Below are 26,400 nucleotides of genomic sequence, written 5' to 3' on the forward strand. Positions count from 1 at the left end.
TATGTCCTGATTCCCGCTCGCCGAACGTCGTGATTTCGAACTAACTTCGAAATTGATGAGCGAGCCCGAACCTAAATCCGATTACCTTCTGCTGTTTCGCAACACCGCCTGGCACCGCGACCTTTCAGCCGAAGAAATCCAGAAAGTCATGACCGATTGGATGGCGTGGTTCGACGGGCTCGTCGCAGACGGCCGCTGCCTCGGTGGACAATCACTGGAGCCCGGCGGCCTGGTCTTGAGCGGTGCCAATCGGAGCATCACGGACGGTGCCTACGCGGAATCGAAAGAAGCCGTCGCCGGTTATTTCATGCTTCGGGTCAAGGACATCGAGGAAGCCCGCGAAATCGCCGCCAATTGCCCCGGCCTGCCCTACGGATCGATTGTGGAAGTCCGTAAATTGATGGATCGCTGCACCGCCAGCAAACTCGCCGAAAACCCAAACCGCTAACTGACCTCACCATGTCCACCGAATCCGATCGCGAACTGACCCTCACCCGCATCATTGAGGCTCCACCTGCCAAGCTCTTCCGTTGCTGGACTGAGCCGGAATTGCTCAAACAATGGTTCACGCCCCCGCCATTCAAAACCATCCACGCCGAAGTCGACCTGCGGCCCGGCGGCTCCAGTCTGATCGTGATGCAGGGCCCCGATGGCGGAAAAATCGAATGCCCGGGCATTTATCTCGAAGTCATCCCGAATGAAAAACTCGTTTTCACCGATGCCTACCTCTCCGCCTGGGAGCCATCGGCCAAGCCGTTCATGACCGCCATTCTCACCTTCGATGACTTGGGAGATCGGACAAAATACACGGCCCGCGTGCTTCACTGGACTGCCGAAGACCGCAAAGCTCACGAAGAAATGGGCTTTCACCAAGGCTGGGGAGTCGCGACCGATCAATTGGCGGAACTTGCCGCCAAACTCTGATTTTTCGCGGCTGAATGGATTCCCGGTGAATTCCTTGTGACAAATGCGACTCCGCTTGCACTCCCCGCCGGTCTGCCATACCAAGTTGCTCCATGAAACGCCGTCTCGCTCTCATCTCCCTGCTCTTGATCCCGCTTTTCGCGTCTTGCGAACCTGCCGCTGAGAAAGAAGCCGCCACCGATGCACCGGCAAAAGCCAAGGTCCTCATGAAAACCAACATGGGAGACATCGAAATCCAGCTCGACGGCAAGAATGCGCCGATCTCTACCGCAAACTTCCTGAAGTACGTCGAGAAGAAGCAATACGACGGCACCGTGTTTCACCGCGTGATCGAAAATTTCATGATTCAAGGCGGCGGCTACATCATCAAGGACGGGCGATTTGCTGAAAAAGCGACGGATGCTCCGATCAAAAATGAAAGCAACAATGGCCTGAAAAACGAGCGCGGCACCATCGCGATGGCCCGCACCAGTGATCCGAACAGCGCGACTTCGCAGTTTTTCATCAATGTGAAAGACAACCCAAGCCTCAACTATCCCAACAACGGCGGCGGTTACGCAGTTTTCGGCAAGGTCACCAAAGGCATGAACGTGGTCGATAAAATCCGCGAAGTGGAAACCGGCTCCTTCCCTCCCTTCCCGACCGACGCGCCGCAAAAGCCCGTCATCATCGAGTCGGTTACAGTGATTAAGTAAGGCGTGCTCCGTTTTCCGGCGATTTTTCATCGATCTATCCCATGCAACTCTGGCTCTGTCCCCTCATCGCATTCCTCGCGGGTTCCATCCCCTTCGGCCTGCTCATCGCCAAGCTGAAAGGCGTCGACATCCGCCAGCATGGCTCCGGTAACATCGGCGCAACCAACGTGCTGCGGGTCATCGGCAAGAAATACGGCATCACCTGCCTGATTCTTGATGCGCTGAAGGGATTCATCCCCGTGATGATCGCGATGAACCTGATCCGGATCGAAGGAAAGCATCCGGCGCTCGTGTTTGATTTTCTGAATCAATTCGCCCTCCACCTTTCTGCGGCGGATCAATTCAAAGGGCAGCTCGTGCACGTGCTCACCGCACTGGCAGCGGTGCTCGGCCACAATTATTCGCCATGGGTCGGATTCAAAGGCGGCAAAGGCATCGCCACCTCGGCCGGAGTCCTGATCGGTCTCATGCCCCCATTCGGTGTAGTCCTTCTGTTAATAATCTGGCTGTTGGTTTTCGCCAGTACCCGCTATGTTTCGGTCGCCAGCATCACTGCTGCGGTGGCGCTGCCGGTGATGACCCACCTCGGTGCCAGATTCCACCACATCGACAACGACAAGAGCCTACCAACCCTCTGGGAAGCAGGAACTTGGAACAAGCCACTGTTTGTATTCACCCTAATCATCGCCATTCTGGCCGTGTGGAAGCATCGCTCCAACTTGCGCCGCCTGCGCGAAGGCACCGAGAACCGCTTTGAGCCAAAAAAGAAGCAGTCTGCCAATGTCTGACGCGCCGTTTTCCTCCGCTGCCATCATCGGTTCCGGCTCTTTCGGCACTGCACTCGCCCTCCTCCTCGCTCCCAAACTGGAGCAGGTTCTGCTCATCGGCCGCGATGCCGACGTGGCCGAAACCATCAACCGTGAACATCGCAATCCGCGCTATCTCGGCGATATTCCGCTGCCGGAAAATATTCTCGCAGGCACGGAAAACCCGGCAGCGATCGGGCATCCTCTGATCGTTTTCGCAGTCCCCACCTCCGTGACCCGGGCGGTAGCGGAAGAACTGGCAAAAGCTGGACTGCCCGAGCATGCGATTTTGCTTTCCTGCGCGAAGGGCATCGAACGCTCCACCGGCGAACGCATGTCGGAAATTCTGCGGGAAATCTTTCCCAACAACCCGATTGCGGCACTTTCCGGACCGAATCATGCCGAGGAACTCGCCCGTGGCCTCGCTTCCTGCGCAGTCATTGGCTCCGACGATTTCGACCTTGCGGTGCGCCTGCAGGAAGCCATTACGCTCCCGCATTTCCGCATCTACACCAGTGATGACCTGGCGGGCATGGAGCTCGGCGGAGCGGTGAAAAACGTTTTCGCCATCGCTGCCGGCATCGCCCACGGGTTAGGGCTTGGCGACAACGCCGTGGCAGCACTGGTTACCCGCGCCCTTGCGGAAATGACCCGTCTCGGCACCGAGCTGGGCGGGCGCGCGGAGACTTTCAACGGCCTGTCCGGCATGGGCGACCTGCTGGTCACCTGCTATTCGAATCATTCGCGCAACCACCGCGTCGGCTTTGCGCTCGGCGAAGGCAAATCACTCGACGAAGCGGTGTCTGTCCTCGGCATGGTTGCGGAAGGCGTGCCCAACACGCTGTCGATCTACGACGCAGCCCGCAAAGCGCATGTCCGCACGCCAATCATTGATGCCGTGCATTCCATTCTCTATGGTGGCAAGCCAGCTGCTCAAGCCATGCAAGAACTCCTGACGCGCGATCCGCGCCCGGAACCCGAATAACAAGCTCCCATGACCACCGCTGTTGCCTCCAATCCCGGCCCCATCCGCCGCCTTTACAACTGGACCATTTCCTGGGCGGATCACCCCGCCGGAACCTGGGCTTTGTTTCTGATTGCCTTTGCTGAGTCTTCGTTTTTCCCGATTCCTCCAGATGTGCTACTGATCGCACTGTGCTTCGGCGCTCGTCAGAAATGGATGAAATACGCCACCGTCTGCACCATCGGCTCGGTGCTTGGAGCAGCTGCCGGTTGGTTCATCGGCTGGGGATTCTGGGCAACGGTCCACCATTGGTTCATCCCCCATCTCTTCACCCAAGCCCAGTTCGACAAAGTCGGCGGGATGTATGCCAGCAACGCATTTCTCGCGGTGTTCGCAGCTGCCTTCACCCCGATTCCGTTCAAGGTGTTCACAATCGCCGCCGGGGTTTTCCATGTCAGCATCCCAGTGCTTTTGCTCGGTTCCCTCGTCGGTAGAGCAGGACGGTTTTTCATCGTCGCTGGCTTGATCCGAATCTTCGGACCTACCGTGAAACCGTTCATTGAAAAGCACCTTGAGTGGTGTTTCCTGATCGGTGGCCTGTTACTGATCGCCGGATTTGTTTTGATCAAATTCCTCCACTAAGATTCCTCATGCGCAGCCTGCTTTGTTCCATCGTCCTGATCGCCTCCGCCCATGCCCAGGATGCGGTGCTGCAAAGTTGGCTGGAACATCAGGCCGAGGTGAAATCGCTGGATGCGACATTCACCCAGGAACGCAAGCTGCCCGCACTGAAAAACCCGGTCGTCACGCCAGGGCGAATCAGTTTCCAAAAACCGGACAAGATCCGTTGGCAACTGGGTGAGCCGACCGAAACCCTCGCCGTCTCCGATGGCAAAACGCTGACGATGATCGAGGAAGCGGACAAAACCGCGCGCCAGATTCCAGCGGATTCGCCACGCGCCGCTCGTTTCACCGCTTTGACTGGCAGTGCCTTCGCCAATCCCACCGCATTCACCGATGCCTTCGAAATTGTCGAAAAGCGGGTCACGCTCGGCATTCATCAATACACCTTGAAGCCGAAGGACCGGAAATTCCGCTCGCAGGTTCCGTGGGTTTTTATCGACATCGATCCCGAAAAAAACGAGCTGCGCGCTTTCGAACTGGAGCTGAAGGACAAGTCCCGCCTCCGCACCGTTTTTCACAATCCGAAGTTCAATCAAGTGCTCCCCGATTCGCTCTTCACGCCGGATCTAACCGGCTATTCGGTGAAGTAATTTAAAATTACGGGAAACAAAAAAGGGCGCGGATCGTTTCCAACCCGCACCCATTTTATGGCTTAGAATCGAATTTATCTCAGTCCTGATCAGGCGCGCGAAGTCGGAAGAATTGAGCGTTCTGTTGAATCGGCAAGGTGAGTTCAAACCGATCGCCCACCGTGCTGGCGGCGTCCTCAACCTCTTGCCACGATGAATCGAGGTCGTCATTCTGTTCCAAAATCCAATCCGCTGCCCAAACCGGCCAGCTGAGGGTGACCGAGGTCGTGTCAGAAACCACGGTCAAATCAGCCATTGGCGCAGAGACACTCGCGACTGCCGAGGGCGATCCTGGCCCCGCCTCGCTGACTGCCGTGATGCGATAGAACCAAGCCGATCCCGGACTCACGGCTGGGTCGGTAAAACTGGTGCCGATCAAGTCGCTCGCCACCGTGGTGAAAGGTCCATCCGCACTGGTCGATCTCTCGATCGTATAAGTCAGCGCCTCCACCACTGGGGTCCAGGTAAGTGTCGTGGAATCGTCGCCCATCGAGATCGCCAGATTCGTGGGAACGCGCGGTGCGACGGCTGGTCCCATGCCCCATTTGTAGGCCAGGGCCGAGTTGAGTGCGGAGCGGTTCGCTTCATCCACCACACCTTCGAAAATACGCACTTCCGCGATGTCTCCTGTGAAAAAATTCTCCAAAGTTGGATGAGCTCCCAATGTCAGCATGGAAGGCGAACTCAGCAGCTGTCGCCCAGCCGTCCCGCTATCCTGCAGAACGCCATCGACATAAAGTTCAATCAATCCCGTGTCGCGAGTCCGTTGAAAGATCGCGATGTGAGGTTGTCCGTCGTTGAAGCCTTTGGCTGAGGTGAGCGTAACGTCAGGTCTGCCCGTTCCAGCGAGCAAAGTTCCGTCGGCGCGCAGGCTCATGCCAAAATCATCCACCGAATTCGGCATCTCACCGCTGACCAATCCCGCTCCCGTCCAATACCCGCTGCCAGTTCCGATGCCCTGATTGCTACGGAAAACACAGTAGATTGTGAAATCCTCACTAACGGGTGACTCGAACTCCAGGTAGTCCGACTCGCTGGCATTGAAATGCACCACGGGCAGCCCGTTGATTTGACTGGTCGCCAAGCTCGGTTGTCGGCCTGCGTTTGCCTGCACTGCATCCCGACCAAAGCCGGAAAGATCCGTCCAGGATTCCAATTCGCTGCCGTCTGCCAGATCACTGAATTCGTCCGCGCGGAACCAGGTGACCAACTCAGGCACCGGACCTTGCGGAATGGATACCATTACCGCGATTTCTTCAGAATCGGCACTGGTTGCATCCGCATTCGCAGCTGCGACACGATAGTAATACGTTTCCCCATCCACCACTTCAGGGTCGACGACTGCGTTCACCGGCGTGGTAAAATCGAGGTCCTCGTATGGACCACCCGGTGTGCTGGCGCGCTTGATCAGGTAATGCGTTGCCCCCGGTGAGCTGGCCCATCCGAGCGTTGCGCCGTCCACCCCGCTTGCGGTCACAAAATCTTGTGGGGCGGTCGGAGTTGGACGCTGCGGCACGACAAGATCAGTTTGAACCCGAGCAAGGCCGACATCGACGAACTGTCCGCCACTGAGCTGCTGGCAATGCACCGCCAGAACATTATCTCCATTGGGAATGATCGCCGCACGTGCTTCCGGACTGATTTCTAACAATCCGTAGTCCACCAGGAACCCATCGACATCGGCAGCGAGAACACCATTGATGTAGATTTCGACATTGTCGTCGAAAAACGCTGTGAATTGAAGCTCGGCGATTTCTTCTTCCGCTAGATCGCCCGGGTTGAAGTGGGTTCGCATCCAAATGTCGGAAGTCGACCAGGTGGTGCGGGTGTAATCCTCGAGGTTGTAAGGATCACCGGCACCGAATCCTCCAGGTCCGCTATTCCAAGTGGAATCGTCGAAGCCGGTCTGCGTCCAGGATGCCTGCGGTTGCGACGTCGAATATTGCCAGGTAACGCCGGAGTTCCGTGAGTTTGGCACGACGTCTGTAATGGTTCGTGTCGCGCTGGCACCCAGCACCGCAGCGCGAATTCGATCCGCGTCCACCTTCCGAACCTTGCGGTCATAGGTCAGGAATCCATTCAGTTCGATTTCGACATCGGTAATCTCGGTGTAGACCGCGCCGCTCAATCCATGATCGCTGACAAATCCGGTGATGTGGGAACTCATGCGCTCGAAAATGGATGCGAGTTCATCGCCATCGGCAGCGTCCACGTAGCCCCAGCCATCTGCCCAGGTATGCCCCTCAACTCCAAGGCCAACACCGCCGAATTCACCGCAAACCACGGCCTGCGTTTCGCTAACCGGGAAGCCAGGATTCGGATAGGTATGCCAGTCTTTGATACTACCGGAGCCGTAGAGGTTCCATCCGCTCGCCTCGTTGACCAGGCGTGATGGATCCAGATCCTCAACCATCGATACCAGTTCCGGAGTGTTGTGCTGTCCCTGCCCCTCGTTGAATACCACCCAGCTCACGATCGACGGATGATTCCAGTGATTCTCAACCATCGTCGTCAGCTCGGATTCGAACTGAGGCTCATCCACCGGTACGGAAACGGTCGTATACGAATTGGCGCTTGGCATGTCCTGCCAGACCATGATGCCTAGCTTGTCCGCCCAATAATACCAGCGATCCGGCTCGACCTTGATGTGCTTGCGGATCATGTTGAAACCAAGAATCTTCGATTGCTCGATATCCGCCTTGAGCGCCAGATCCGTGGGTGCGGTGTAGTTTCCATCCGGCCAATACCCTTGGTCGAGCGGGCCATACTGAAAGACAAACTCGTCGTTGAGCAGCATCTTTTGAAAACCGTCCGATTCGCCCAAACTGATCTTCCTCATGCCGAAATAGCTGCCCACCGAGTCAATCTCACCGCTTCCGTCATGAAGGCTGACCTGCAATTCGTAGAGAAACGGATCATCCGGTGACCAGAGGTGCGGATCAGTGATCGGAAGATCAATTACGGTGTTCGCCGTACCCGTGGCGCTTGCGACAGAAACACCATCGACCCATGCGGTGACCGTCACTTCCATTCCTTCGACAGCAGCCGGGACATTTGCAGTGACCTGAAGCCGGCTTTGGTCGACATCCGGCACAAGCTTCAGATCTTCAATGTGGGTTTCTGGAACCGGTTCCAACCAGACAGTCTGCCAAATTCCACTGGCGGACGTATACATGATCCCGCCGGGACTGGTCGTTTGTTTGCCACGGGGTTGTCCGTAGTTATCGGTTGGATCATAAACACGGACAATCAACTCCTGCGGCCCATCGCCATTGAGATATGGAGTGATGTCGTATGTCGTCCGATCATAGCCGCCTCGGTGGACTCCCAAGCTAACGCCATTAACGAACACCTCCGACTCCCAATCCACGGCGTCGAGGTGCAGTTGAATCCGTTGACCTTCCCAATTTTGAGGAACCTCAAACGTGCGGCGATACCAGGATCTCGGAAAACTTTCCTGCACGCCTGACAGAGCCGACTCAATGGGAAATGGCACCAGAATTTGCCCATCCAGGGTTTGCCCGGTGGGTGTGGCATCTCCTGCAGCTCCACTTTCGAATTGCCAGATTCCATTGAGATTTAGCCAGTCACTTCGCTCCAATTGAGGTCGCGGATATTCCGGCAAAGGAGAGGCGGGATCGACGAGTTGTGCCCACGGCGACATGATCGTCGCATGCCCCGGCTGCCAATTGGATGAAGTTTGCGCGAATGCCAATAACGGGAGAAGCGGAAGGACTCCTCCAACCGTGCGGGCCATGTATTGCATGAGATGGGTTATTCTATTCATGATTGTTAGATAAAATTAATTGAATGATTGGCACTGGCCGAACCGGGCCATGGTGCCAGGGTTGGTGGGTTACGGAACCTCCGCTACAAGGCGGAAAAACACCTTGGGATGATCTTCGACGGCAACTTCGATCCCATACGAGTCCGTCTGTTTGCTGACAACCAGGCTGCCATCGCTGAGCGTATCCGCCGCGAACCAGCTTTCCAAATCGAACGAATACTGCAACTCCAGTAGGGAATTGTCTATCTGTTCATTGAGTGGCAATGCCCATTCCACCCACGATTTTCCGTCACGGACGACAGGACCATTGAGTGCAAGTTCATCGCGAGTTGTTGGGTTGGTTCCCAAGTAGTATTCGATTCCATTGGCATATCCATCCCCGTCAGGGTCGGCTTCCCACGTGGCAGCCGGATCATCCGAAGCCGCAAAATATTGCTGCTGCCACGATCCATAGGAGTTGTCTTCGACCACGAAACGCACGTGATCAAAATCAACGTAGGTGTCTGAACTGCCATCGAGTTTGGCGATACGAATCGAAAGCGCTTGATCCCCGCCGAGAGTGGTAGGTGCCCGATAAGTCAGCTCGACTTCGGTGAATTTGCCTGCAGCGTCTCCAGCATTCAGCGCGTCCAGTTCATCACGCTGAATCGTCCGCGACGCCAGAACCTCCGAGCCGCCACGGATTTCAAGGATGGCGCCAGCGAAAGACTCTTCACCTGCCCGAATTCCAAGTGCGGCACTCAGTGTGTAATTTTTCCCCGCCTCTAACAACGCGCTGCGGGTTTGTAGAAATCCAGTCCCAGCGGGTGAGCCGGAGATGAATCCAACATGCGGACCGTCCATCCCTGGCACCGTTCCGCCGGATGAAGTGCTTGCACCGGGATAGGACGAGTCGTCCGGATTGTAGTAGCCGCATGAACCTTCGGCGACTCCATCAAGTTCCGGGTTCAAGGCACGCCACCCGATCACCGAAGGACTTGATGTCGCCGAGGTATCGATCGTGTGAGAACTTCCATCCGCAAGTGCGAGGTTCGATTCAAAGTCCCCATTTTTCAGCGCGACAGGAGCTGATCCGCTCAAAATTTCAAGCCATTGGGAGGCGTGGGCCGTGAGTCCGGTTTCATTGAAATGAACCGTATCGCTGAGCTTCCCCTCAAGATGGAAATCATCGGTTGCCGAGCCAGGGTAGGTATTGGAAACCGAATGGATAACAGCTCGTTGTCCGGCAACGACCGGCTCTTCCTGCGACAAGGTTGTGTTGTCGATGTAGCTGGCCTCTGCAATATACCAGCGGAAATCCCAGCCTGCGTCCTCACGACTCTGCTCGATGATGCTTTCCAATCGAGCCGCGTAAACCGAGGTAGTGGTATTGATTTGCGAGTCAAACTCGCCCTGATGCCAAAGCATCGCGCGGAATCCACCCGCAGGAAAGGCCTTCACCGCACTTTGAATCCGCGGATAAAGCTCTGCCCCTGGAACCCACTGATCGACACGAGTTCCGCCAATGCCGACGGTCCCGAATGCCACCGGCACCTGATTGCGTTCAACCAACATCGGCCCCAAGCGGGTCCACGGTGAGCCGCCGTTTCCATTCGAACCAGGCATGGGATCGGAAGCGAGCGTCCAGGAGTGCGACGCAAAATCCCAGGCACTGACCCGATCGTCCGATGAAACAATCGGCGGCCAACCGAAGTTCGCGGAATTCGATTGGCCGGAAACCAGATAAACATCCCCCACGCCGACTTTTTGGATGATGGCGAAGGCACCCGGCTCCTCGTCAAAGATCGCCCGAAGCTCCAACTGATACCATCCGCCCGCTTCAACATTCGCGACCATGCCGCTGAAAGTTCCGGCTGATGGCGACTCATCAAGGGTGGTCCAATCCACGCCAGTTCCATCGTAACCATCCATTACGATCAACCGAGCCTCGATCCGATCGGGGGAACAGGTAAACGTTCCGGAAATTTCGAGGTCCGACTTGTTAGATTCATCCCGCTGGATCACTTGGCGTGACACGGGCGAGGCCACTGAAAGTGTTCCCGGTGCGGTGGATGGAGAAGCGAGCAGGCGCACATCGTCGACTGCCCAGTCATTATCGATCGCCCCCGACTCATCAATCGTGCTGATCAATCGAATGCCGATGGGTTGGCCAAACCACGCGTCTGTCGCCTGCACTTCCGACAGACTTGCAGTCAAGATGGTGAGTGCGTCCTGGCTATCCTGAACTTCCTCGGCAAGGACAGCAGCGGAAGCGATGACCTGAAAATCGCCGTAGTAAAGCTGGAGCTGAAATTCATTTCCATCGGTTGATCCTGTCCATGCAGGCGATGCCTTCGCCACCGCAACCGAGAGATCATAGGACCGGCCCAGCTCGAACACCGTGGGAAGCGTTCGGAAAAACCCATTTCCCACGTCTGAGTTGAACCATGCCGCCTGAGTGCCATCGAGATTGCTGAGGTTGATTGCTCCCCCACCCCATCCGTTGGCGACGTATCCCCGAGTCGCAACTCCGGTCCACGACCACCCGGTCGGCTCGCCGACAGCTGCATTTCCCGCCTCAAGGCCAGGAAGCTCGAACGATGCATTCGGGATCGCGATCAGCTCCTGGCCGCTCGTTGATTCCAGGCGAACATCATCGATGGCCCAATCATTGCCACCATTTGAAAAATCGGCGCTGCTGACCAGTCGAATGCCAATCGACTGACCCGCCCATGCATCGTCGGCAGCGACTACCGGCAGGACCACTTCCAAATCGATGAGTGCTCCACGGCTATCCTGAAGTTCGGTTGCCGTCACCGATGCGGATGCGACAACTTCAAAATCACCGTAGTAAAGCTCGATGGACAACGTGTTGCCAGCTGTCGAACCGGTCCAGGCAGGTGAAGCTTTCACCGCGCCGACGGTCAGTCGATAGCTGTTTCCCTCAGCAAACGCTTCGGAGAGGACCTGATGGAATCCACTGCCAGCCCGGGTGTTGAACCAAGCCGCTTGATTGCCATCCAGATTCGAAATCTCGATGGCGCCGGAATTCCAGCCATTGTCCACATAGCCATAGTCTCCGACACCGTTCCAGGTCCAGTTTTCCGGTTCGGTCAACGACGCACTGTCTGCAGCCAGAACCGGCAGTTCAAATGAGCCATTCGGCACTTCGATCACTTCTCCATCCGCTTGGCTCAGCGCACCACCAAGGCACGCTGCTGCGAGCGGAACAACGATAACTCGTTTCCACATATCGATCTGATGGTGGCAAAATGAATTAAGCCCGGCGACGACGGATCAGAAGAAGCGCCGACAGCCCGGCAAGCGCCATCGATCCTGGCTCGGGAACCGCATTGAGGGTGACATTGTCGACCGCCCAGTCATTGGCGCCCCCGGAATTATCGACGGTGCTGACCAGCCGAATTCCGATCGATTGGTTTGCCCATGCATCGCCCGCCTCAACCGTGGAAAGACTTGCTGTAAAGTAGGTCAATGCACCTTGGCTGTCATTGAGCGAATCCGAAAGCACGGATGCGGATGCGATCACGTTGAAATCTCCGTAGTAGAGCTCAATCGTAACTTCATTGCCAGAAGTCCAGTTGGTCCATGCGGAAGATGCTTTCACTATACCGACAGTCAATTCATACGACTGCCCAGTAGTGTAGGTATCAGGTAATACTTGATACAGCCCGTTGCCAACCGTGACGTTAAACCAGCCCGCTTGAACTCCGTCCAAATTGGAAATGTTGACGGCACCGCCATTCCAACCATTTCCAACACCTCCGACTTCAGCAACTCCGGTCGAGTTCCAGCCTGTGGGAACTGCTAGGGTTGCACCACCCGCTCCCAAGTCAGGTTGCTCAAAGGAATAGTTATCGATACTAACCAGAGTAGCATCAGATTGGGAAACGGAGAGGAAAGAAATGACCACGGGGGTCAACAGCGCTTTGGTAATGGGAGCAAGTTTCAAGTTAGTATCGGGTTATTGGTTCGAAAACTCCCCTTGATATGCCCTCAGAGAGGAAAACGTGTACCGATTCATGGGAGAATTCTAAATATTTCGCATATCTCGTGACACCGCCCTTTCAAAACCCACAGCCACTTATTCAAATTCACCACTTTTACCATAAAAGTAATTATACACATTAGCGCAGATCGCATTCATTTCATATTTTGATTTTCTGCTATTTTTCGCATTAAACAAATGAGACTTCACCCCCATCATCAATTTGTTAGAAATATCGAGAATTCCAAATACTTATCACCAAACGTTTAACTTCATCCAAATTACTGATTCCGCCACAGCAGCAACATAGATCAAAATATACAAAAGACACCACCGCCCGATGATTCACAGCCCTATCAATGGCTTAGCATCTGCTGGATTTCATTGATCATCACCACCCGATTATCATGAGCACACCCACCTCCCCCAAAGACAATGATGATAAAAATACTATCTTCAGCAATGAACTAATCATACATCAAAAATCATTGGCTGCATTTCTAAAATCTATACTTCCAATCTGCGTTGACCCGCTGGATGTGCTACAAGAAGTTAATATTACTTTATGGAAAAAGAAAGACGACTACGTTCCTGGAACCAATTTCAGGGCTTGGTCTTTCAAGGTTGCACGCCTTCATACTCTCAAACATTTGAGAATGCTCAAAAAATGCCGGGAAGTTCGATTCGATCACGATTTTTTCGATAATCTTCCAATTGAACGATCTCATTGCGAGAAAGCGGAGTCAGCGAAATGGAAAGCCCGCCGAGAAGCTCTGAAAAGCTGCCTAGAGAACTTACCTCCAGAGTATCGCGAACTGATTGAAATCCGTTATAGGCAAAAACTTTCGATAGAAGAATTTGCTGCCCTTACAGGTCGCAATCCGGGAACTGTTCGAGCGACGTTGCGTCGTATCCGCCACAAATTGCACGATTGTATCTCCCGAAAGACTGCCCTGGCCAACGACTCAGCTCTAGCTCAATTCGGTGAATTCTGAACGCGTTCGCGGCGAGCCGTAGCCGCGTTGCGGATAGCATCTTCCGGCAGAGCTAGATTCTGGAATAACCCAACTGCAGATTGGTTCGGAAATTTTCTCGCCGTGGTGACCGTTTGCCATATGATTCACTTTGCTTGAATCATCCACTCCCATGAACCGATTCCATCGCCAGCAGAAGCGCAAGCACTCCCACTTATATTGGATCACGTGCCTGTTATTGGTATCGGTTCCAACCGCATATTGCCAATCCAATGAGTCGTTTCGTTTAACGCCAGGCCCGATCAGTGGTGGAGAAATCACTTTGAGCTGGGACACCCATTCCGGCGTCACCTACACCTTGCAACACAGTGCTGACCTGAACGATTGGCTACCGCTTTCACTACCTGAAATTCCTTCGATCACCACGGGCAGTGAGCGACTTTCGATCGCGGCGCCGCTCATTGGAAACCGTCATTTTTACCGTGTTGAGGAAACCGCAAGACCCTTCGATCCCTCTTGGGCATCGGTGACTCCGTTGCGCACGATCACGCTTGGTGCCAGTGTAGATTTCAGCACACTCCAGGCAACCATCCAGGCGTTGATTCCCGGAGATCGGCTGCTTTTAAGTGCAGGCAATTACCCTCTAACTGGAAGGCTTGCCATCGATCTCCAAGGCACAGCCAATGCCCCCATTTGGATCGAAGCGGAATCTGGTGCTGAAGTCATTTTCCAACGAACCGGAGCCAGTCAAAATCTGGTCGATATGGGAGAGGGCGCTGCGAGCTTTATCGCGATCCGTAGGATTGAATTCACTGGAGGTGCCGCCGGGCTTCGCCTTCGGAATTGCGACGACATTTGGATAGATCGCTGCATCATTCATGCGACAGAAGGCCCAGCCATCACAGCCAATACCAACAACACGAGTCATCTCCACATCACCCGCAACGAAATCTTCGACACCGGAGACAGCGCAGAAGGTATCTATCTGGGGTCGCCAAGTGGCAATGGAGTCACGACTGGCTCCATCATCGCCCTGAACCACATCCATGACCTCCCGCTTCCGACTGGCGGCACAGGAGCGGGCATCTCGGTTCGCCAAGGTTGCTCGAACAATTGGATCGCTGCCAATCTCGTGCACCACACTGGCGGTCCTTCGCTTTTTATTGCGGGCACTGGTGGTTTGCCAAGCAACACCATTGAAGGGAACACCTGCCACCACAGCAGTGATGACGGGATATTTGTCCTCGCCGATTGTGTCGTCCGCAACAATTTGGTCAGCGTAGGCAGCAGTGGATTTGATGCCTTCCGCAGCGCCTCCAATTCATCTGGAAACCCCAACCAGTTAACGGTGGTGAACAATACATTCATTGCCGATAGCGCCAACGCAGCCCGTATTGGCAACTGGGAGATTGGAACCAGCATGACCTTCGCCAACAACGCCTGTTACAGCCAATCCGGAATGGCCATTCGATCGAATTCCACTCCCACCGGTGTGACATTTGCCGGGAATATCGTCTTCGGTGCTGTATCAACCGGAATCAGCGGCACTCAAGCCGGCACCGGCTTCAGTGATTTCCTCAACATCACATCTGATGCCGAACAACTGGATGCTCATCCGAGTGAAAGCTCCTCACTGCGAGCCGCTGCCAGCGCGACCTTTGCACCGACGGTCGATCTCGACTACATTTCCCGTAGCACCCCACACACCACCGGATGCTATCGATAAGCGTCTGATGGGAAAAGGTCGCTGCGATCTTCAAGCCGGATCTCATCTCCAGATAAAAAAACGGGCACGGATCGTTGCCAATCCGCGCCCGAATGAGCACATTGTTCCCAATTGCTCACGAGTCTCGCCCGTGGCAACAAGCCTCCCCCCGGATGCGTGCCGACACAGCGACCTCTCGCTGAAATTGAGAATATGTCAGAAAGGTTTCCAGTCTGCCGAAGCGGACTTTCGCCAATCGCGAATAACTAATGCCCCTATATTATACTGAGGAAAAGTCTGATGTGATCCCAAAAGCGGCCAAGTGATCCCAAAAGCGGCCACAGATTTGCGATCATTCAATCTCCTACCGGAATCACGTCCACAGCCACCCGCAGAGTCTGTCCACCAGCGCCTAAAGTGACCCCACGCAATGGGCTGACGTCCGAAAAATCCCGCCCCCACGCGACGGTGATGTGACGTTCGCCCGGCAAAACGTTGTTGGTCGGGTCGGCATCGATCCAGCCTGCTTTTTCTCCGCAATAGACCGAGACCCAGGCGTGAGAAGCATCCGCCCCGGTCAATCGCTTCTGGCCAGGTGGCGGCGCAGTCTCCAGGTATCCGCTGACGTATCGGGCGGAGAGTCCCAAGGAGCGCAGACAAGCAAGCATCAGGTGCGCGAAGTCCTGACAAACGCCAGCTTTGTTTCTAAGAACATCCGCTACTGGTGTCGCGACATCCGTGGCGACGGTATCGAATTTGAACTCCCGATGGATGCGCCCCATCAACGCGTTCACCGCTTCCAAAACCGGCCTACCGGCGGGAAAATCCGGCAGCGCATAATGAGAAAAATCCTTTCCGAGCGGAACCATCGGCGAGGCAAAACGGAACGCTCCGGCTTCTGCACAGGGAGTCAATTTCTGCGCATGGCAGGCATCGCGCACCGCTTCCCATGGTGGAGTATCGGCGGGTGCCGGATGATCCATTTTGGAAACTTCCACCAAGCTTCGAGCAATCACTTCCAGCTCTTCATGACTTCCTTCGATTTCGAAATAGGTCGTGATGTTGCCAAATGCATCCGCATGGACACCCCGGCCAACCGGCACCGGATGGATCTCGAGCTCATGCCATGGACAACGTTGCCCGGGTAAGTGACGAGGCGCCAGCCGTGCGAGATGATGCGACACCGTGACCGAACCTTCATAGAGGTAGCGGGTGCGGTGGATCAGCTCGTATTTCATGGGAGGGAGAAGGAAAATTCCATACGGAACGGCAATTGCAAAGCAGGATCGCGGGCAAGGTGCCTGACATCACTAGCCAATCCAGGCGAGAAACTCCTGATTGCCATCGGTGCCGGTAATGGGCGAAGGGATCAGCCCCTTCCATTCCCTGCCGTGTTCCGTGGTGACAAACTCACGGATTTTTTCCACCGCTCGCTCGTGCAATGCCGGATCACGAACGATCCCGCCTTTGCCAATGTCATCGCGTTCCAGCTCGAATTGCGGTTTGATCAAGCAAACCACAGCACCCTTTTCATCCAGAACCGAGAAAACCGCGGGAAGAACCTTGGTCAGCGAAATGAATGACAAATCCATCACCGCCAGCCGCACCGTCTCGCCAATGTCATCCGGCTGCATGTGGCGGGCATTGAACTGCTCTTTCACGACCACTCGTGGATCATTGCGGAGTTTCCAAACCAGTTGATTGGTCCCCACATCGATCGCGTGCACCCGCTCGGCTCCCCGCTGAAGCAAGCAGTCGGTAAAACCACCGGTGGAAGCCCCGACATCCATGCAGATCCAACCTTGGGGATCGATTCCGAATGCATCCAGCGCTCCTTCCAGCTTCAAACCGCCCCGGCCGACATAGCGCAATTTTTGCTTCACCTCCAGGGGAGCATCCTCCGCAAGTTTGGTGCTGGGCTTATCCACGGTATGATCCCCGCTTTTCACTTCCCCGGCCAGCACGAGGCGTTTCGCCTGTTCGCGGGAATCACACAACCCGCGCTGCACCAAAAGCGCGTCTACTCGTTCTTTTTTCATCCAAATCGGCGGGCCATCCCGTCTGGGAAAAGTGATGGAATCCGCACAACAATCCAAGTGCGAACCTCCACTTGTTCCTTGAACCAATCACGCTCGGGCAGTCACGATGCGCCCCGTGACTCAACACCGCACTGACGACCTCCGCATTTCCGGCATCAATCCACTGATTTCACCGGCAGTCCTGGGCTATTATTTGCCAATCAACGAAAGCTCATCGGAATTGGTCTCCAGTGCTCGCAGCCAGGCAGAAGCCATTCTCAACGGGGAAGACGATCGCCTGCTGGCCATCGTGGGTCCATGCTCGATTCACGACCCGGAGGCAGCGTTGGAATATGCGACGAAGCTAAAAGCCGAAGCCGCACGGTTGAAAAATGACATTTTCATCATCATGCGGGTCTATTTCGAGAAACCCCGCACCACCGTTGGCTGGAAGGGGCTCATCAATGATCCACACCTCGATAACTCTTTCGATATCAATCACGGACTACGGATTGCCCGTGGCCTGCTCTTGGAACTGGCGCAAATGGGAGTTCCGGCAGGCACCGAATTCCTCGATACCATTTCACCCCAATACATCGCGGATTTGATCGCCTGGGGAGCCATCGGCGCCCGAACCACTGAGTCGCAAATCCACCGCGAGCTCGCATCCGGCCTTTCCATGCCGGTCGGTTTCAAGAATGGCACGGGTGGTTCCATTCAAATCGCCCTGGATGCGATCCAGTCCAGCTCGCGCCCCCACCATTTTCTGGGAGTGACCAAGCAAGGGATTTCCGCAATCGTGTCCACCACGGGCAATGAATCCTGTCACCTGATTTTACGCGGAGGCAAAACCGGCCCGAATTATTCCCCGGAAGATATTGCAGCAGCTGCGGAAAGCCTGACAGCCCATGGCCTTCCAGCCCACGTGATGGTGGATTGCTCGCACGGCAATTCCCTCAAGGATTTCCGCAACCAACCGGTAGTCGCTGAGTCGCTTGCGCAGCAAATTTCGCAAGGTTCCCGAGTCATCACCTCGGTCATGATCGAGTCGAATCTGGTGGAGGGCAATCAGCCGCTTTCGCCGAATTTAGCCGATCTCACGCGTGGACAATCGGTGACGGATGCCTGCCTTGGTTGGGATGATACCGTCCGGGTGCTGGACCGACTTGCCGAAGGGGTTCGCGAAAGGCGCCGAATCTAAGGTCGGATTCCCACTTGCTTCCCAATGCATCACGCGGCAACGATTCCCGCGTGACGCGACACCGCACAGACGACCTCCGCATTGCTGGCATCAATCCGCTGATTTCTCCAGCGGTGCTGGCCTATTACCTGCCACTTGAGGAAAAAGCCTCCGAATTGGTTGCCGATACCCGCAATCAAGCTGATGCCATTCTGCGTGGCAGCGACGATCGGCTCCTGGCCGTTGTCGGACCATGCTCCATCCATGACCCGGAAGCAGCATTGGAATATGCCGAAAAGCTCAAAAAAGAAGCTGACCGGCTTTCTGATGACATTTTGGTGATCATGCGGGTCTACTTTGAAAAGCCACGGACCACTGTCGGCTGGAAAGGTCTGATCAACGATCCGCACATGGACGGCTCATTTGACATCAACCACGGACTACGCATCGCACGTGGCTTGTTGTTGCAGCTCGCCAACATGGGAGTGCCATCCGGAACGGAATTCCTGGACACGATTTCCCCTCAATACATCGCGGATCTGATCACTTGGGGTGCCATCGGAGCACGGACCACCGAGTCACAAATTCACCGTGAACTCGCCTCCGGACTTTCCATGCCGGTCGGCTTCAAGAATGGAACAGGCGGCTCGATTCAGATCGCACTGGATGCCATTCAATCCAGTTCACGGCCGCATTATTTTCTCTCCGTCACCAAACAGGGAGTCTCAGCCATTGTTTCAACGACCGGAAACGAATCGTGCCACCTCATCCTGCGAGGAGGCAAATCCGGACCGAATTACGATAAAGCCAGTATTGCCGCAGCAGAAGCCATGTTGCGTGAACAAAACCTGACTCCGACCGTGATGGTCGATTGCTCCCATGGCAATTCGTTGAAGGATTATCGCAACCAACCCAAGGTGGCGGCTGATTTAGCAGAACAAATTGCAACGGGATCCAAGTCCATCACCTCAGTTATGATTGAGTCCAATCTGGTAGAAGGAAACCAGAAGATTCCCAATGATTTGACCAAACTTACCCGAGGCCAGTCTGTGACCGATGGATGCATCAATTGGGATGATACGGTTAAAGTATTGGACAGTTTGGCAACAGCTGTTCGCGAGCGACGGAAACTCTAATAGCATCGCTCAAGTTGCTTCAAATGGTTAGATTAGAAGCCCATCAGGGCTTCATCTAATCCTTTCACTCTCATTTCGTTAAAACATCCTCACAAATGACTCAATTTGAGGATATTTGTCAGATTTTAATGATCAAATAAACACTTCTAAACAACATTTTCAATAATTTGTTCATACCGGCTTGCGGGGAGGAATAGAATTGGCAGTATTGGGACGTCAGTTCCCAATTTTGCTAATGGATCTTACCCGCGAATCATCTCAGAGTGTCATCACATGCCGCAACAGCCAAGGCACGGAATTGACGGCAAATTTGCTAAGAATCAAAAGATACTCCGTCGTATTCGAGGTCTACAACCCATATAGTATTCTTCAGCTTTCAGAGGTTCTTTCGGACTTCCGCATCATGGCATCCCGCCGGTTGTTGTATCATGGCAAGGCAGTTGTTAGCAACTTGCTCAATACCGGCATCGTGTTGGTTTGTGAGGCGATGTTGGATGAAGGTTGGGTCGAGGTCGATGTCCTCTCAAGCGTTGCCGGTTCTCATTCCAGCAAGAGTGATAAACCGGACGATCTGGCAAGCCAGTTCGCCAGTTTCATGGGTGAATGGAAATCAGCCAATAAGGTGCAAAATCCCTTCAAGTTGGTGGTTTCGGACATGGGAAGCATGCTATCCGGCGTTCAGCATTGGCTTACGGGCGTAGATGTAGGAATCCGCACCACCGTCACCCGTCGCCGGGATGAGCTCGAAAACGAAATTTTCTCCAGCATTCAACAGCGCGTGGTGGAGGAAGTGCTTCCTGCCATGCAACGCTTTGAGGAGGTGGTGAACGAAGTCGAGGAAGGTGAAGTCGCCGTTCATAAGTCTTACGCACGGCGCGAGCTGCATCCCATCATGCTATGCTCGCCGTTTCTTTACCGAACTTATACCAAGCCACTCGGCTACGCTGGTGACTATGAGATGGTGAACATGATGCTTCGCAATCCATACGAAGGATCTTCCGCCTTCGCTAAATTGTTAAACTTCGCCCTGCTCAATACGGCACCTGTCGTAGCACACCGGAATCGGATTGATTACCTTGTCACCAAGTTAAGTTCCGAATGCGCTCGCAGAGTCTCCAAAGGAAAAACGCGGGTATTCAACTTGGCATGCGGCCCTGCGGTGGAAATTCAGCGCTTCCTGCGTGATTTCGAGGAATCTGAACTCGCTGAAATTGACCTGCTGGATTTCAACGCGGAAACACTGGATTATACGCGCGAAAGGATCCAGGAAGCCCGCATGAGCGGTGGTCGGCAAACTCCCGTTCGCTATTTCCAGCGGTCCGTTCATCAGCTTCTTCGAGCTGCGACACAAGGTGGCGAAGACGAATTCACCGGCTATGACATCGTTTATTGCGCGGGACTTTTCGATTACTTGTCCCAGCGTGTTTGCAAGCGCTTGGTCGAGCTTTTCTGCACCATGGTCAAACCCGGTGGCCTCGTGATCGTCACCAACGTTTCCGACAGCAATCCGAGTAAGGCTTGGATGGAATATTTGGTGGAGTGGAACCTGATCTACCGCGGACGTCCCGAGATGGACGATCTCGTGCCAGATACCGTTCCGGTGAAATCCACCAACATTCTTGAAGATGAAACCGGAGTGAACTTGTTCCTCGAAATCGAACTCTCAAATGGCTGAAGCGCCCGTCAACATTCGGAGTGACAATCCAGAAGTCCTCCAAGCATTCAGAGAGTATGAAGCTCACATCGCCATCGCGAATGTGCGGCGGGCACTTCTGCTCGGGGGTGGCTTCATGGTCTTCGGTTGGTCTCTCGACTGGATGGTTTTTCCGGACAAAATCTGGATCTTCCTGCTGATTCGGCTGATCTGCGCGGCACTGATTGCCATCATCGGTCTCGCCATTGGCAAAACCCCGAGCCAAAAGGTTTGCTTTGTCGCTTCCCTCTGGGCGGCGCTTTTACCGATCATCTCCATTTGCGCGATGATCGCACAGACAGGCGGTGGAGACTCTGTTTATTATGCCGGGCTCAATCTAACACTCGTCGGGCTCTGTTTGGTTCTCCGATGGACCTTCTGGAACTCCCTGCTCATCATCGGCTCTTGCTTCATATTCTATGGAATCAGCGTCGCCATTTCCAAAGAAAAGCCGGATGCATCATTCATCCTATTTAATAACAGTTACTTCCTTTTCGTAACATCCGTGTTCGTTTTGGCAGGATGTTATTTTTATGAGAAACTGCGATTGAACGAATTTATCCTGCGAGCCGAAGTTGAAAGATCGAAGGAACAACTGGCGAGACAGAATGAGCAATTGTCGAAACTCGATGAGGCCAAAACCCGATTTTTTGCGAACATCAGTCACGAGTTACGCACTCCGCTGACCATCATGCTGGGTATTACGGAGCGGCTGAAAACCGTTGTGACTCCGTCCTCAACTAACCCAATGACCGGCGAAATGATCGGCATGCTGGAGCAAAACGGCCTCCGCCTGCTCAAGCTGATCGATGACCTTTTGGACCTGGTCAGATTTGATACGGGCCATGCTGATGTAAACCGCCAGCCGACTGCGATCGCTCCGCACCTGGAAGGACTACTGCGCTCGCTGCGGCACCTTGCGGAACAAGATCGGGTGACCCTCCTATGGTCCTGCAGTTCACAGCATGATTCCATTCAGCTTGATCGCGACAAGTTTGATAAGATCCTGCTGAACCTCGTCATCAACGCCATCAAATTCACTCCATCTGGCGGGACGATCGAAGTTCTAACAAAAGTCGAAAATGACACCCTCGTCATGACGGTGGAAGACACGGGTGTGGGCATTTCCAAAGAAGTCGTGCCGAAAATTTTCGACCGTTTCTGGCAGGTTGATACCTCCTCCACTCGTAAATTCCAAGGTGCCGGGATCGGCCTAGCTCTGGTCCGCAGCCTGACCGAAGCCATGGAGGGCACGGTGCAGGTCGATAGTGAGATTAACCAAGGAACCAAATTCACGATCACGCTACCGGCGGTAGCAGCCATCGAATCCCGCAAAGCATCGGAAGATGAAGATCCATTGGGAGCAGGCGGCAACATCGCGGAACTTCACCGGCGCGCGGCACTTGCCGTTCCCGGAAAAATCCAGCCTCGCCCACCCCAGCAGCAGCAACCTCATATCTCAATCGGCTCACCCAGTATCGGTGGCCGCCCGAGTGGTGCCAGACCTCTGGTTCTCATCGCCGATGATGAACCTGACATTCGACGTTTCCTGCGCATGCAGCTGGATGACGTCGATGTGATTGAAGCATCTGACGGGGCGGAAGCCATGGAACTCACCCGCCTGCGCCGCCCGCAGCTGGCATTGCTTGACTACATGATGCCCGAGCTCAATGGCGTGGAGGTCTGCCGCAGTATCCGTGAAAACCACACCACCCGCTCGACTGCAATCATCATTCTAACAGCTCGGGCCGATGAACAAACCAAGCTGGCCGCACTTGAGGCTGGCGCCAACGATTTCCTAACAAAACCGTTCTCGACTGCCGAGCTCGGGCTGCGATTGCAAAACCAGATTGCCATGGCCCGGGTCCGCCGCGAAATGGTCGACCTCAACGCCGAGCTCAATTCCGCACTGGAACAAATCAAGGAAAACGAAGTCCTCATGGTGCGGAACGAGAAACTTTCCGCTCTCGGCCGGATGAGCGCAGGCATCATCCACGAAATCAACAATCCGCTGAACTATGCGAGCGCCGGTCTGCACGCACTCGAAACATTCGTGCGGGTTCTCCCAGAGGAAGAACGTGAAGATTTCCAAGACATCCTCAAGGATATCCGCGAAGGTGTTGAACGGGTTTCTCAAATCGTCATCGACCTCCGCCAGTTCACCCGTGACGAATCCGGAACGACTGGCGATGCCGATCTATCAGAAGTGATGGGAAGAGCGAGCCGGATGGTCGGCCACCAGCTCGGCAAGGATATCCAGTTCCATCTAACAGCTCCTCCCAACGCGATGATCCGCGGCAATGCGAACCAGCTGGTCCAGGTCTTTATCAATCTTTTACAAAACAGCATCGATGCCATTCATCAGCGCGTTGCGGCGCATGGCGGGAAGGCCGGGGTCATTGATGCCTTGATCGAACCCGCTGGTGGAGGTTGGCAAATCACCATTCAGGACAATGGCATCGGCATTCCACCGGAAGATATTCAAAAGATCTTCGATCCGTTTTTCACCTCAAAGGATGTCGGCAAGGGAATGGGCCTTGGTCTTTCGATTTCACACCAAATCTTGCAAAGCCACCGAGCTATCACAGATGTGGAAAGCAGACCGGGAGATTTCACCCGTTTCAGAATTTCATTTCCCAGTGCAAATCAAGTAACCGATTCCGTTCTCGACCAAACCGCCTGATCTAACCCATCTTCGTTTCACCTCCGCCTTTCACCCATCGATATGAGCACAGAAATCGACGCCTACGATTACAAGAAATATGCCATCCTCTTCGTAGACGACGAGGCAACTACCCGTAAGTATTTCCGCAGATTGTTCGGTGAGAAATTTAGAATTCTTGAGGCCGAGGACGGCATTCAGGCGATGGCTGTTTTCCGTGAAAACGCCGACGAAATCGGCATTGTCGTAACGGACCAACGCATGCCGAATGAAACGGGGGTCGGCTTTCTCTCGAAAATCGCAGGCGATTATCCCGATGTGATTAAAATTCTTTCCACGGCCTATTCCGATATTGATGCCGCAATCGGCTCGGTGAACCAAGGTGGTATTTTCCGCTACATGACCAAACCGTGGGATATTCCACAGCTTGAGGTCACTTTGCGCCGAGCCATGGAATTCTTTACCGTTAAGCGCGAGCGTGACGCCCTGCTCGGGGCGAAGATGCAAGCCATGGGCAATGTTCTGCTCTCCAGCCGCCTCGCCGCATTTGCATTGGTTCCCGTGTGCGCCGGGATTCCATCCGAGGGGGCTGCCGAAGCGGTCGCCTCATTCGTGCAAGCCTGTGTCGCCGGACGAAGAACCGGCGCCGAGGGTGACTCCGCTCTCCGTTCACCGGATTGGTCACGCCTCCATGAACGCCAAGTTGCGCTCGCCAGCGCCCTTGAGTCCGAGTTGCCAAAAGCACTCGCCACTCCATCCGACATCCCTGCACGCATTCAATTCCTCGCATCCGCTCTACAAGCAGCTGGGGCTGCGTCTGCTACCTTCAATCCTGAGGAAAGCCGAATTGCTGCAACATCAGATCCAATGCCTGAGTTGTTAGATTCTTTGCTAGGGCGCACGGATGATCCGCAAATCACCAAGTCCTCGATCTCCGTGATCGCGGCATACATGGCACTTTATGATGCTGGCGCCATCATCCGGCGGGTTCGTGGGGAAGGACTGACCCTCAGCATCACCACTTCGCCGAATCCGACCAAGGCAGGCAATCCCGGCACCCAAACCGCCAAATGGCTGTTTGACGACGATATGCTGATTTCTGCAGCGCTTGGACTCCTTTAAAATACGATTCGAAAAATCTAACAGACGCTTTGCTCATTGGAACAACCGTTGGTTCGATGGACTTCATTTAAAGCGAATAAAAGCGAAGTTCGCGTCTCCAATCCTATCATCTGGGATTTGACAGCAGCTGCGATGTGGCATTTACTGCGCCCATCAGTTCCTCGATGAAACGCCGTGATGTAGAAATAGCTCTTAAAGACGGGCTCCTTCTCGCTACGTTAGCCAGGGAGCCTGCTCCGATCCCCCTTTCCAAGGTGGCACGGGAAAGCGGCTTCCAGTTGTCGCTTGTCTGTGCCAGAATTGGTATTTCAGAACGCCATTTCCGCCGCTTGTTTGATAGCGGTGTGGGGATCAACCCAAAGGAGTGGCTACGAAATGAGCGGATGGTAGCCGCCCGTGCTCTCCTGCGCGAAGGCGGTCCGGTCAAAGAGGTGGCTCACACGCTCGGATTTGCGACTCCGCGGATGATGTCTCGCGAGTTCCAGCTTTTTCACGGGGTCACCCCAACCAGCTTCCAACGTCGCGAGCACTCTTACGCACAGGAAGCCAGGATGGCCGCTGCCCAATAAGTGGCACGATGCGCCAATCTCTGATGGCCGACCGATCAGTTTTTCTCGGCATGGAAAACGCGAATCAAGCGTCGATGCAGCGGAGTCAACGCGGATGGAAACCACTGCGATAAGGTCCAAAGAATCTTTGAGCTAAGCGGATAGACCACCAGTCCCGAATTGCTCCGCAAGACCCCGTTCAGCAGTCCCGCAGCAGCAACATCAGGCGACATCATTTTGACCGGTAGGTCATTGATCACCACCTCGCGGTCTGCTCCTACGATGCGCTCCTGGCTGAAAATCGAGCTATCGACATAGCCCGGACACATCACTGTGACTTTTACTCCGTAGGCTTTTGCTTCAGATCTTAGGGAACGACTCAACTCAAGAACCGCGGCTTTCGACGCGGTATAAGCCGCAGACGTTGCGTAGCCAGTCCCCCCGGCGACGGAGGCCGTATTCACGATGTGCCCTCTCCCCTGCTCGATCATCAGCGGATAGACGAGTTCGATACCGTGAATGACACCCATCAGGTTGATGTCTGAAAGCCAGCGCCAACGCTCGAAGGGGATCTGTTCCGCCAGTCCTAACAAGGTCACTCCGGCATTGTTGAACAAATAATCAATCGATCCTGCACGTTGCAGAATTTCCCGAATCACCACTCGGTAGGCCTCCAGATCCGCCACATTGAGAGTCATGGGGTGAATTTGCCCCGGGCCGGTGAGTTCATCCGCCAGATCACGCAACCCCGCCGCGTTCATATCCAGGGCATACAGAGTTGCACCAGATGCCATCAAGATTTTGGACATCGCCTTGCCGATACCCGAAGCGGCACCAGTGATGATGACGGTCTTGCCGTGAAGTTCTGGAAAAGTCCTCATGGATGGA

At 54.6% G+C, this 26,400-nt stretch carries 21 protein-coding genes; 15 read left to right on the plus strand and 6 right to left on the minus strand.

Annotated elements, in window-relative coordinates; translation table 11 throughout:
* Window positions 1–55: 55 nt before the first annotated feature.
* From JIN85_RS01325 to JIN85_RS01355, 7 genes are all read left to right on the plus strand, one after another.
* Window positions 56–448, plus strand: a complete 393-nt coding sequence (locus JIN85_RS01325) for a YciI family protein (protein WP_200266842.1) — start codon at window positions 56–58, stop codon at window positions 446–448.
* Between the two features lie 11 nt (window positions 449–459).
* Entirely contained in the window at window positions 460–924 is a 465-nt protein-coding gene (locus JIN85_RS01330; protein ID WP_200266844.1) for an SRPBCC family protein, read from the plus strand.
* Window positions 925–1,016: 92 nt separating this feature from the next.
* Window positions 1,017–1,619, plus strand: a complete 603-nt coding sequence (locus tag JIN85_RS01335; RefSeq protein WP_325107852.1) for a peptidylprolyl isomerase — start codon at window positions 1,017–1,019, stop codon at window positions 1,617–1,619.
* Window positions 1,620–1,660: 41 nt separating this feature from the next.
* Entirely contained in the window at window positions 1,661–2,407 is a 747-nt protein-coding gene (gene plsY, locus JIN85_RS01340; RefSeq protein WP_200266846.1) for a glycerol-3-phosphate 1-O-acyltransferase PlsY, read from the plus strand.
* Complete coding sequence (locus tag JIN85_RS01345; RefSeq protein WP_200266848.1) at window positions 2,400–3,410, plus strand: NAD(P)H-dependent glycerol-3-phosphate dehydrogenase; 1,011 nt, start codon at window positions 2,400–2,402, stop codon at window positions 3,408–3,410. Before plsY ends, JIN85_RS01345 begins: the two co-directional genes overlap by 8 nt.
* Window positions 3,411–3,419: 9 nt before the next feature.
* Complete coding sequence (locus JIN85_RS01350) at window positions 3,420–4,031, plus strand: YqaA family protein (RefSeq protein WP_200266850.1); 612 nt, start codon at window positions 3,420–3,422, stop codon at window positions 4,029–4,031.
* An 8-nt stretch (window positions 4,032–4,039) separates the two neighbouring features.
* Complete coding sequence (locus JIN85_RS01355) at window positions 4,040–4,663, plus strand: LolA family protein (RefSeq protein WP_200266852.1); 624 nt, start codon at window positions 4,040–4,042, stop codon at window positions 4,661–4,663.
* 79 nt (window positions 4,664–4,742) lie between these two features.
* On the opposite strand, the gene JIN85_RS01360 is transcribed toward JIN85_RS01355, so the two are convergent.
* From JIN85_RS01360 to JIN85_RS01370, 3 genes are all read right to left on the minus strand, one after another.
* Window positions 4,743–8,489: a sugar-binding domain-containing protein gene (locus tag JIN85_RS01360; protein WP_200266854.1), complete on the minus strand. Its 3,747-nt coding sequence runs from the start codon at window positions 8,487–8,489 to the stop codon at window positions 4,743–4,745.
* A gap of 69 nt (window positions 8,490–8,558) precedes the next feature.
* Window positions 8,559–11,720: a sialate O-acetylesterase gene (locus JIN85_RS01365; protein WP_200266856.1), complete on the minus strand. Its 3,162-nt coding sequence runs from the start codon at window positions 11,718–11,720 to the stop codon at window positions 8,559–8,561.
* Window positions 11,721–11,745: 25 nt separating this feature from the next.
* Window positions 11,746–12,438: a PEP-CTERM sorting domain-containing protein gene (locus JIN85_RS01370; protein ID WP_200266858.1), complete on the minus strand. Its 693-nt coding sequence runs from the start codon at window positions 12,436–12,438 to the stop codon at window positions 11,746–11,748.
* A 443-nt stretch (window positions 12,439–12,881) separates the two neighbouring features.
* On the opposite strand from JIN85_RS01370, the gene JIN85_RS01375 reads away from it, so the two are divergent.
* The gene (locus tag JIN85_RS01375; RefSeq protein ID WP_200266860.1) at window positions 12,882–13,469 is read left to right on the plus strand and encodes a sigma-70 family RNA polymerase sigma factor; all 588 of its coding nucleotides are present in this window, start codon (window positions 12,882–12,884) and stop codon (window positions 13,467–13,469) included.
* Window positions 13,470–13,620: 151 nt separating this feature from the next.
* Complete coding sequence (locus JIN85_RS01380) at window positions 13,621–15,174, plus strand: right-handed parallel beta-helix repeat-containing protein (protein WP_200266862.1); 1,554 nt, start codon at window positions 13,621–13,623, stop codon at window positions 15,172–15,174.
* A 335-nt stretch (window positions 15,175–15,509) separates the two neighbouring features.
* Here JIN85_RS01380 and JIN85_RS01385 read toward each other — a convergent pair whose 3' ends face one another.
* On the minus strand, window positions 15,510–16,391 hold the full coding sequence (locus JIN85_RS01385; protein WP_200266864.1) for a transglutaminase family protein: 882 nt from the start codon (window positions 16,389–16,391) through the stop codon (window positions 15,510–15,512).
* A 72-nt stretch (window positions 16,392–16,463) separates the two neighbouring features.
* Complete coding sequence (locus tag JIN85_RS01390; RefSeq protein ID WP_200266866.1) at window positions 16,464–17,192, minus strand: TlyA family RNA methyltransferase; 729 nt, start codon at window positions 17,190–17,192, stop codon at window positions 16,464–16,466.
* A gap of 115 nt (window positions 17,193–17,307) precedes the next feature.
* On the opposite strand from JIN85_RS01390, the gene JIN85_RS01395 reads away from it, so the two are divergent.
* The 6 genes from JIN85_RS01395 to JIN85_RS01420 all read left to right on the plus strand — a co-directional run bounded on the left by JIN85_RS01395 (window position 17,308) and on the right by JIN85_RS01420 (window position 25,533).
* Window positions 17,308–18,372 (plus strand): 3-deoxy-7-phosphoheptulonate synthase, encoded by a 1,065-nt coding sequence (locus JIN85_RS01395; RefSeq protein WP_325107860.1) that lies wholly within the window; start codon window positions 17,308–17,310, stop codon window positions 18,370–18,372.
* Window positions 18,373–18,422: 50 nt separating this feature from the next.
* Window positions 18,423–19,487 (plus strand): 3-deoxy-7-phosphoheptulonate synthase, encoded by a 1,065-nt coding sequence (locus JIN85_RS01400; RefSeq protein ID WP_200266870.1) that lies wholly within the window; start codon window positions 18,423–18,425, stop codon window positions 19,485–19,487.
* A gap of 235 nt (window positions 19,488–19,722) precedes the next feature.
* The gene (locus JIN85_RS01405) at window positions 19,723–21,162 is read left to right on the plus strand and encodes a class I SAM-dependent methyltransferase (RefSeq protein ID WP_200266872.1); all 1,440 of its coding nucleotides are present in this window, start codon (window positions 19,723–19,725) and stop codon (window positions 21,160–21,162) included.
* Window positions 21,155–23,863 (plus strand): ATP-binding protein, encoded by a 2,709-nt coding sequence (locus tag JIN85_RS01410; protein ID WP_200266874.1) that lies wholly within the window; start codon window positions 21,155–21,157, stop codon window positions 23,861–23,863. Before JIN85_RS01405 ends, JIN85_RS01410 begins: the two co-directional genes overlap by 8 nt.
* Before the next feature lie 42 nt (window positions 23,864–23,905).
* Entirely contained in the window at window positions 23,906–24,964 is a 1,059-nt protein-coding gene (locus tag JIN85_RS01415) for a response regulator (protein WP_200266876.1), read from the plus strand.
* A gap of 164 nt (window positions 24,965–25,128) precedes the next feature.
* Window positions 25,129–25,533, plus strand: coding sequence for a helix-turn-helix transcriptional regulator (locus JIN85_RS01420; RefSeq protein WP_200266878.1), 405 nt, complete (start codon window positions 25,129–25,131; stop codon window positions 25,531–25,533).
* 35 nt (window positions 25,534–25,568) lie between these two features.
* Here the strand turns inward: JIN85_RS01420 and JIN85_RS01425 are convergent, their stop codons facing one another.
* Window positions 25,569–26,393, minus strand: a complete 825-nt coding sequence (locus JIN85_RS01425) for an SDR family NAD(P)-dependent oxidoreductase (RefSeq protein ID WP_200266880.1) — start codon at window positions 26,391–26,393, stop codon at window positions 25,569–25,571.
* Window positions 26,394–26,400: the final 7 nt, after the last annotated feature.

Source organism: Luteolibacter pohnpeiensis (genome assembly GCF_016595435.1).
Lineage (GTDB): Bacteria > Verrucomicrobiota > Verrucomicrobiia > Verrucomicrobiales > Akkermansiaceae > Luteolibacter > Luteolibacter pohnpeiensis.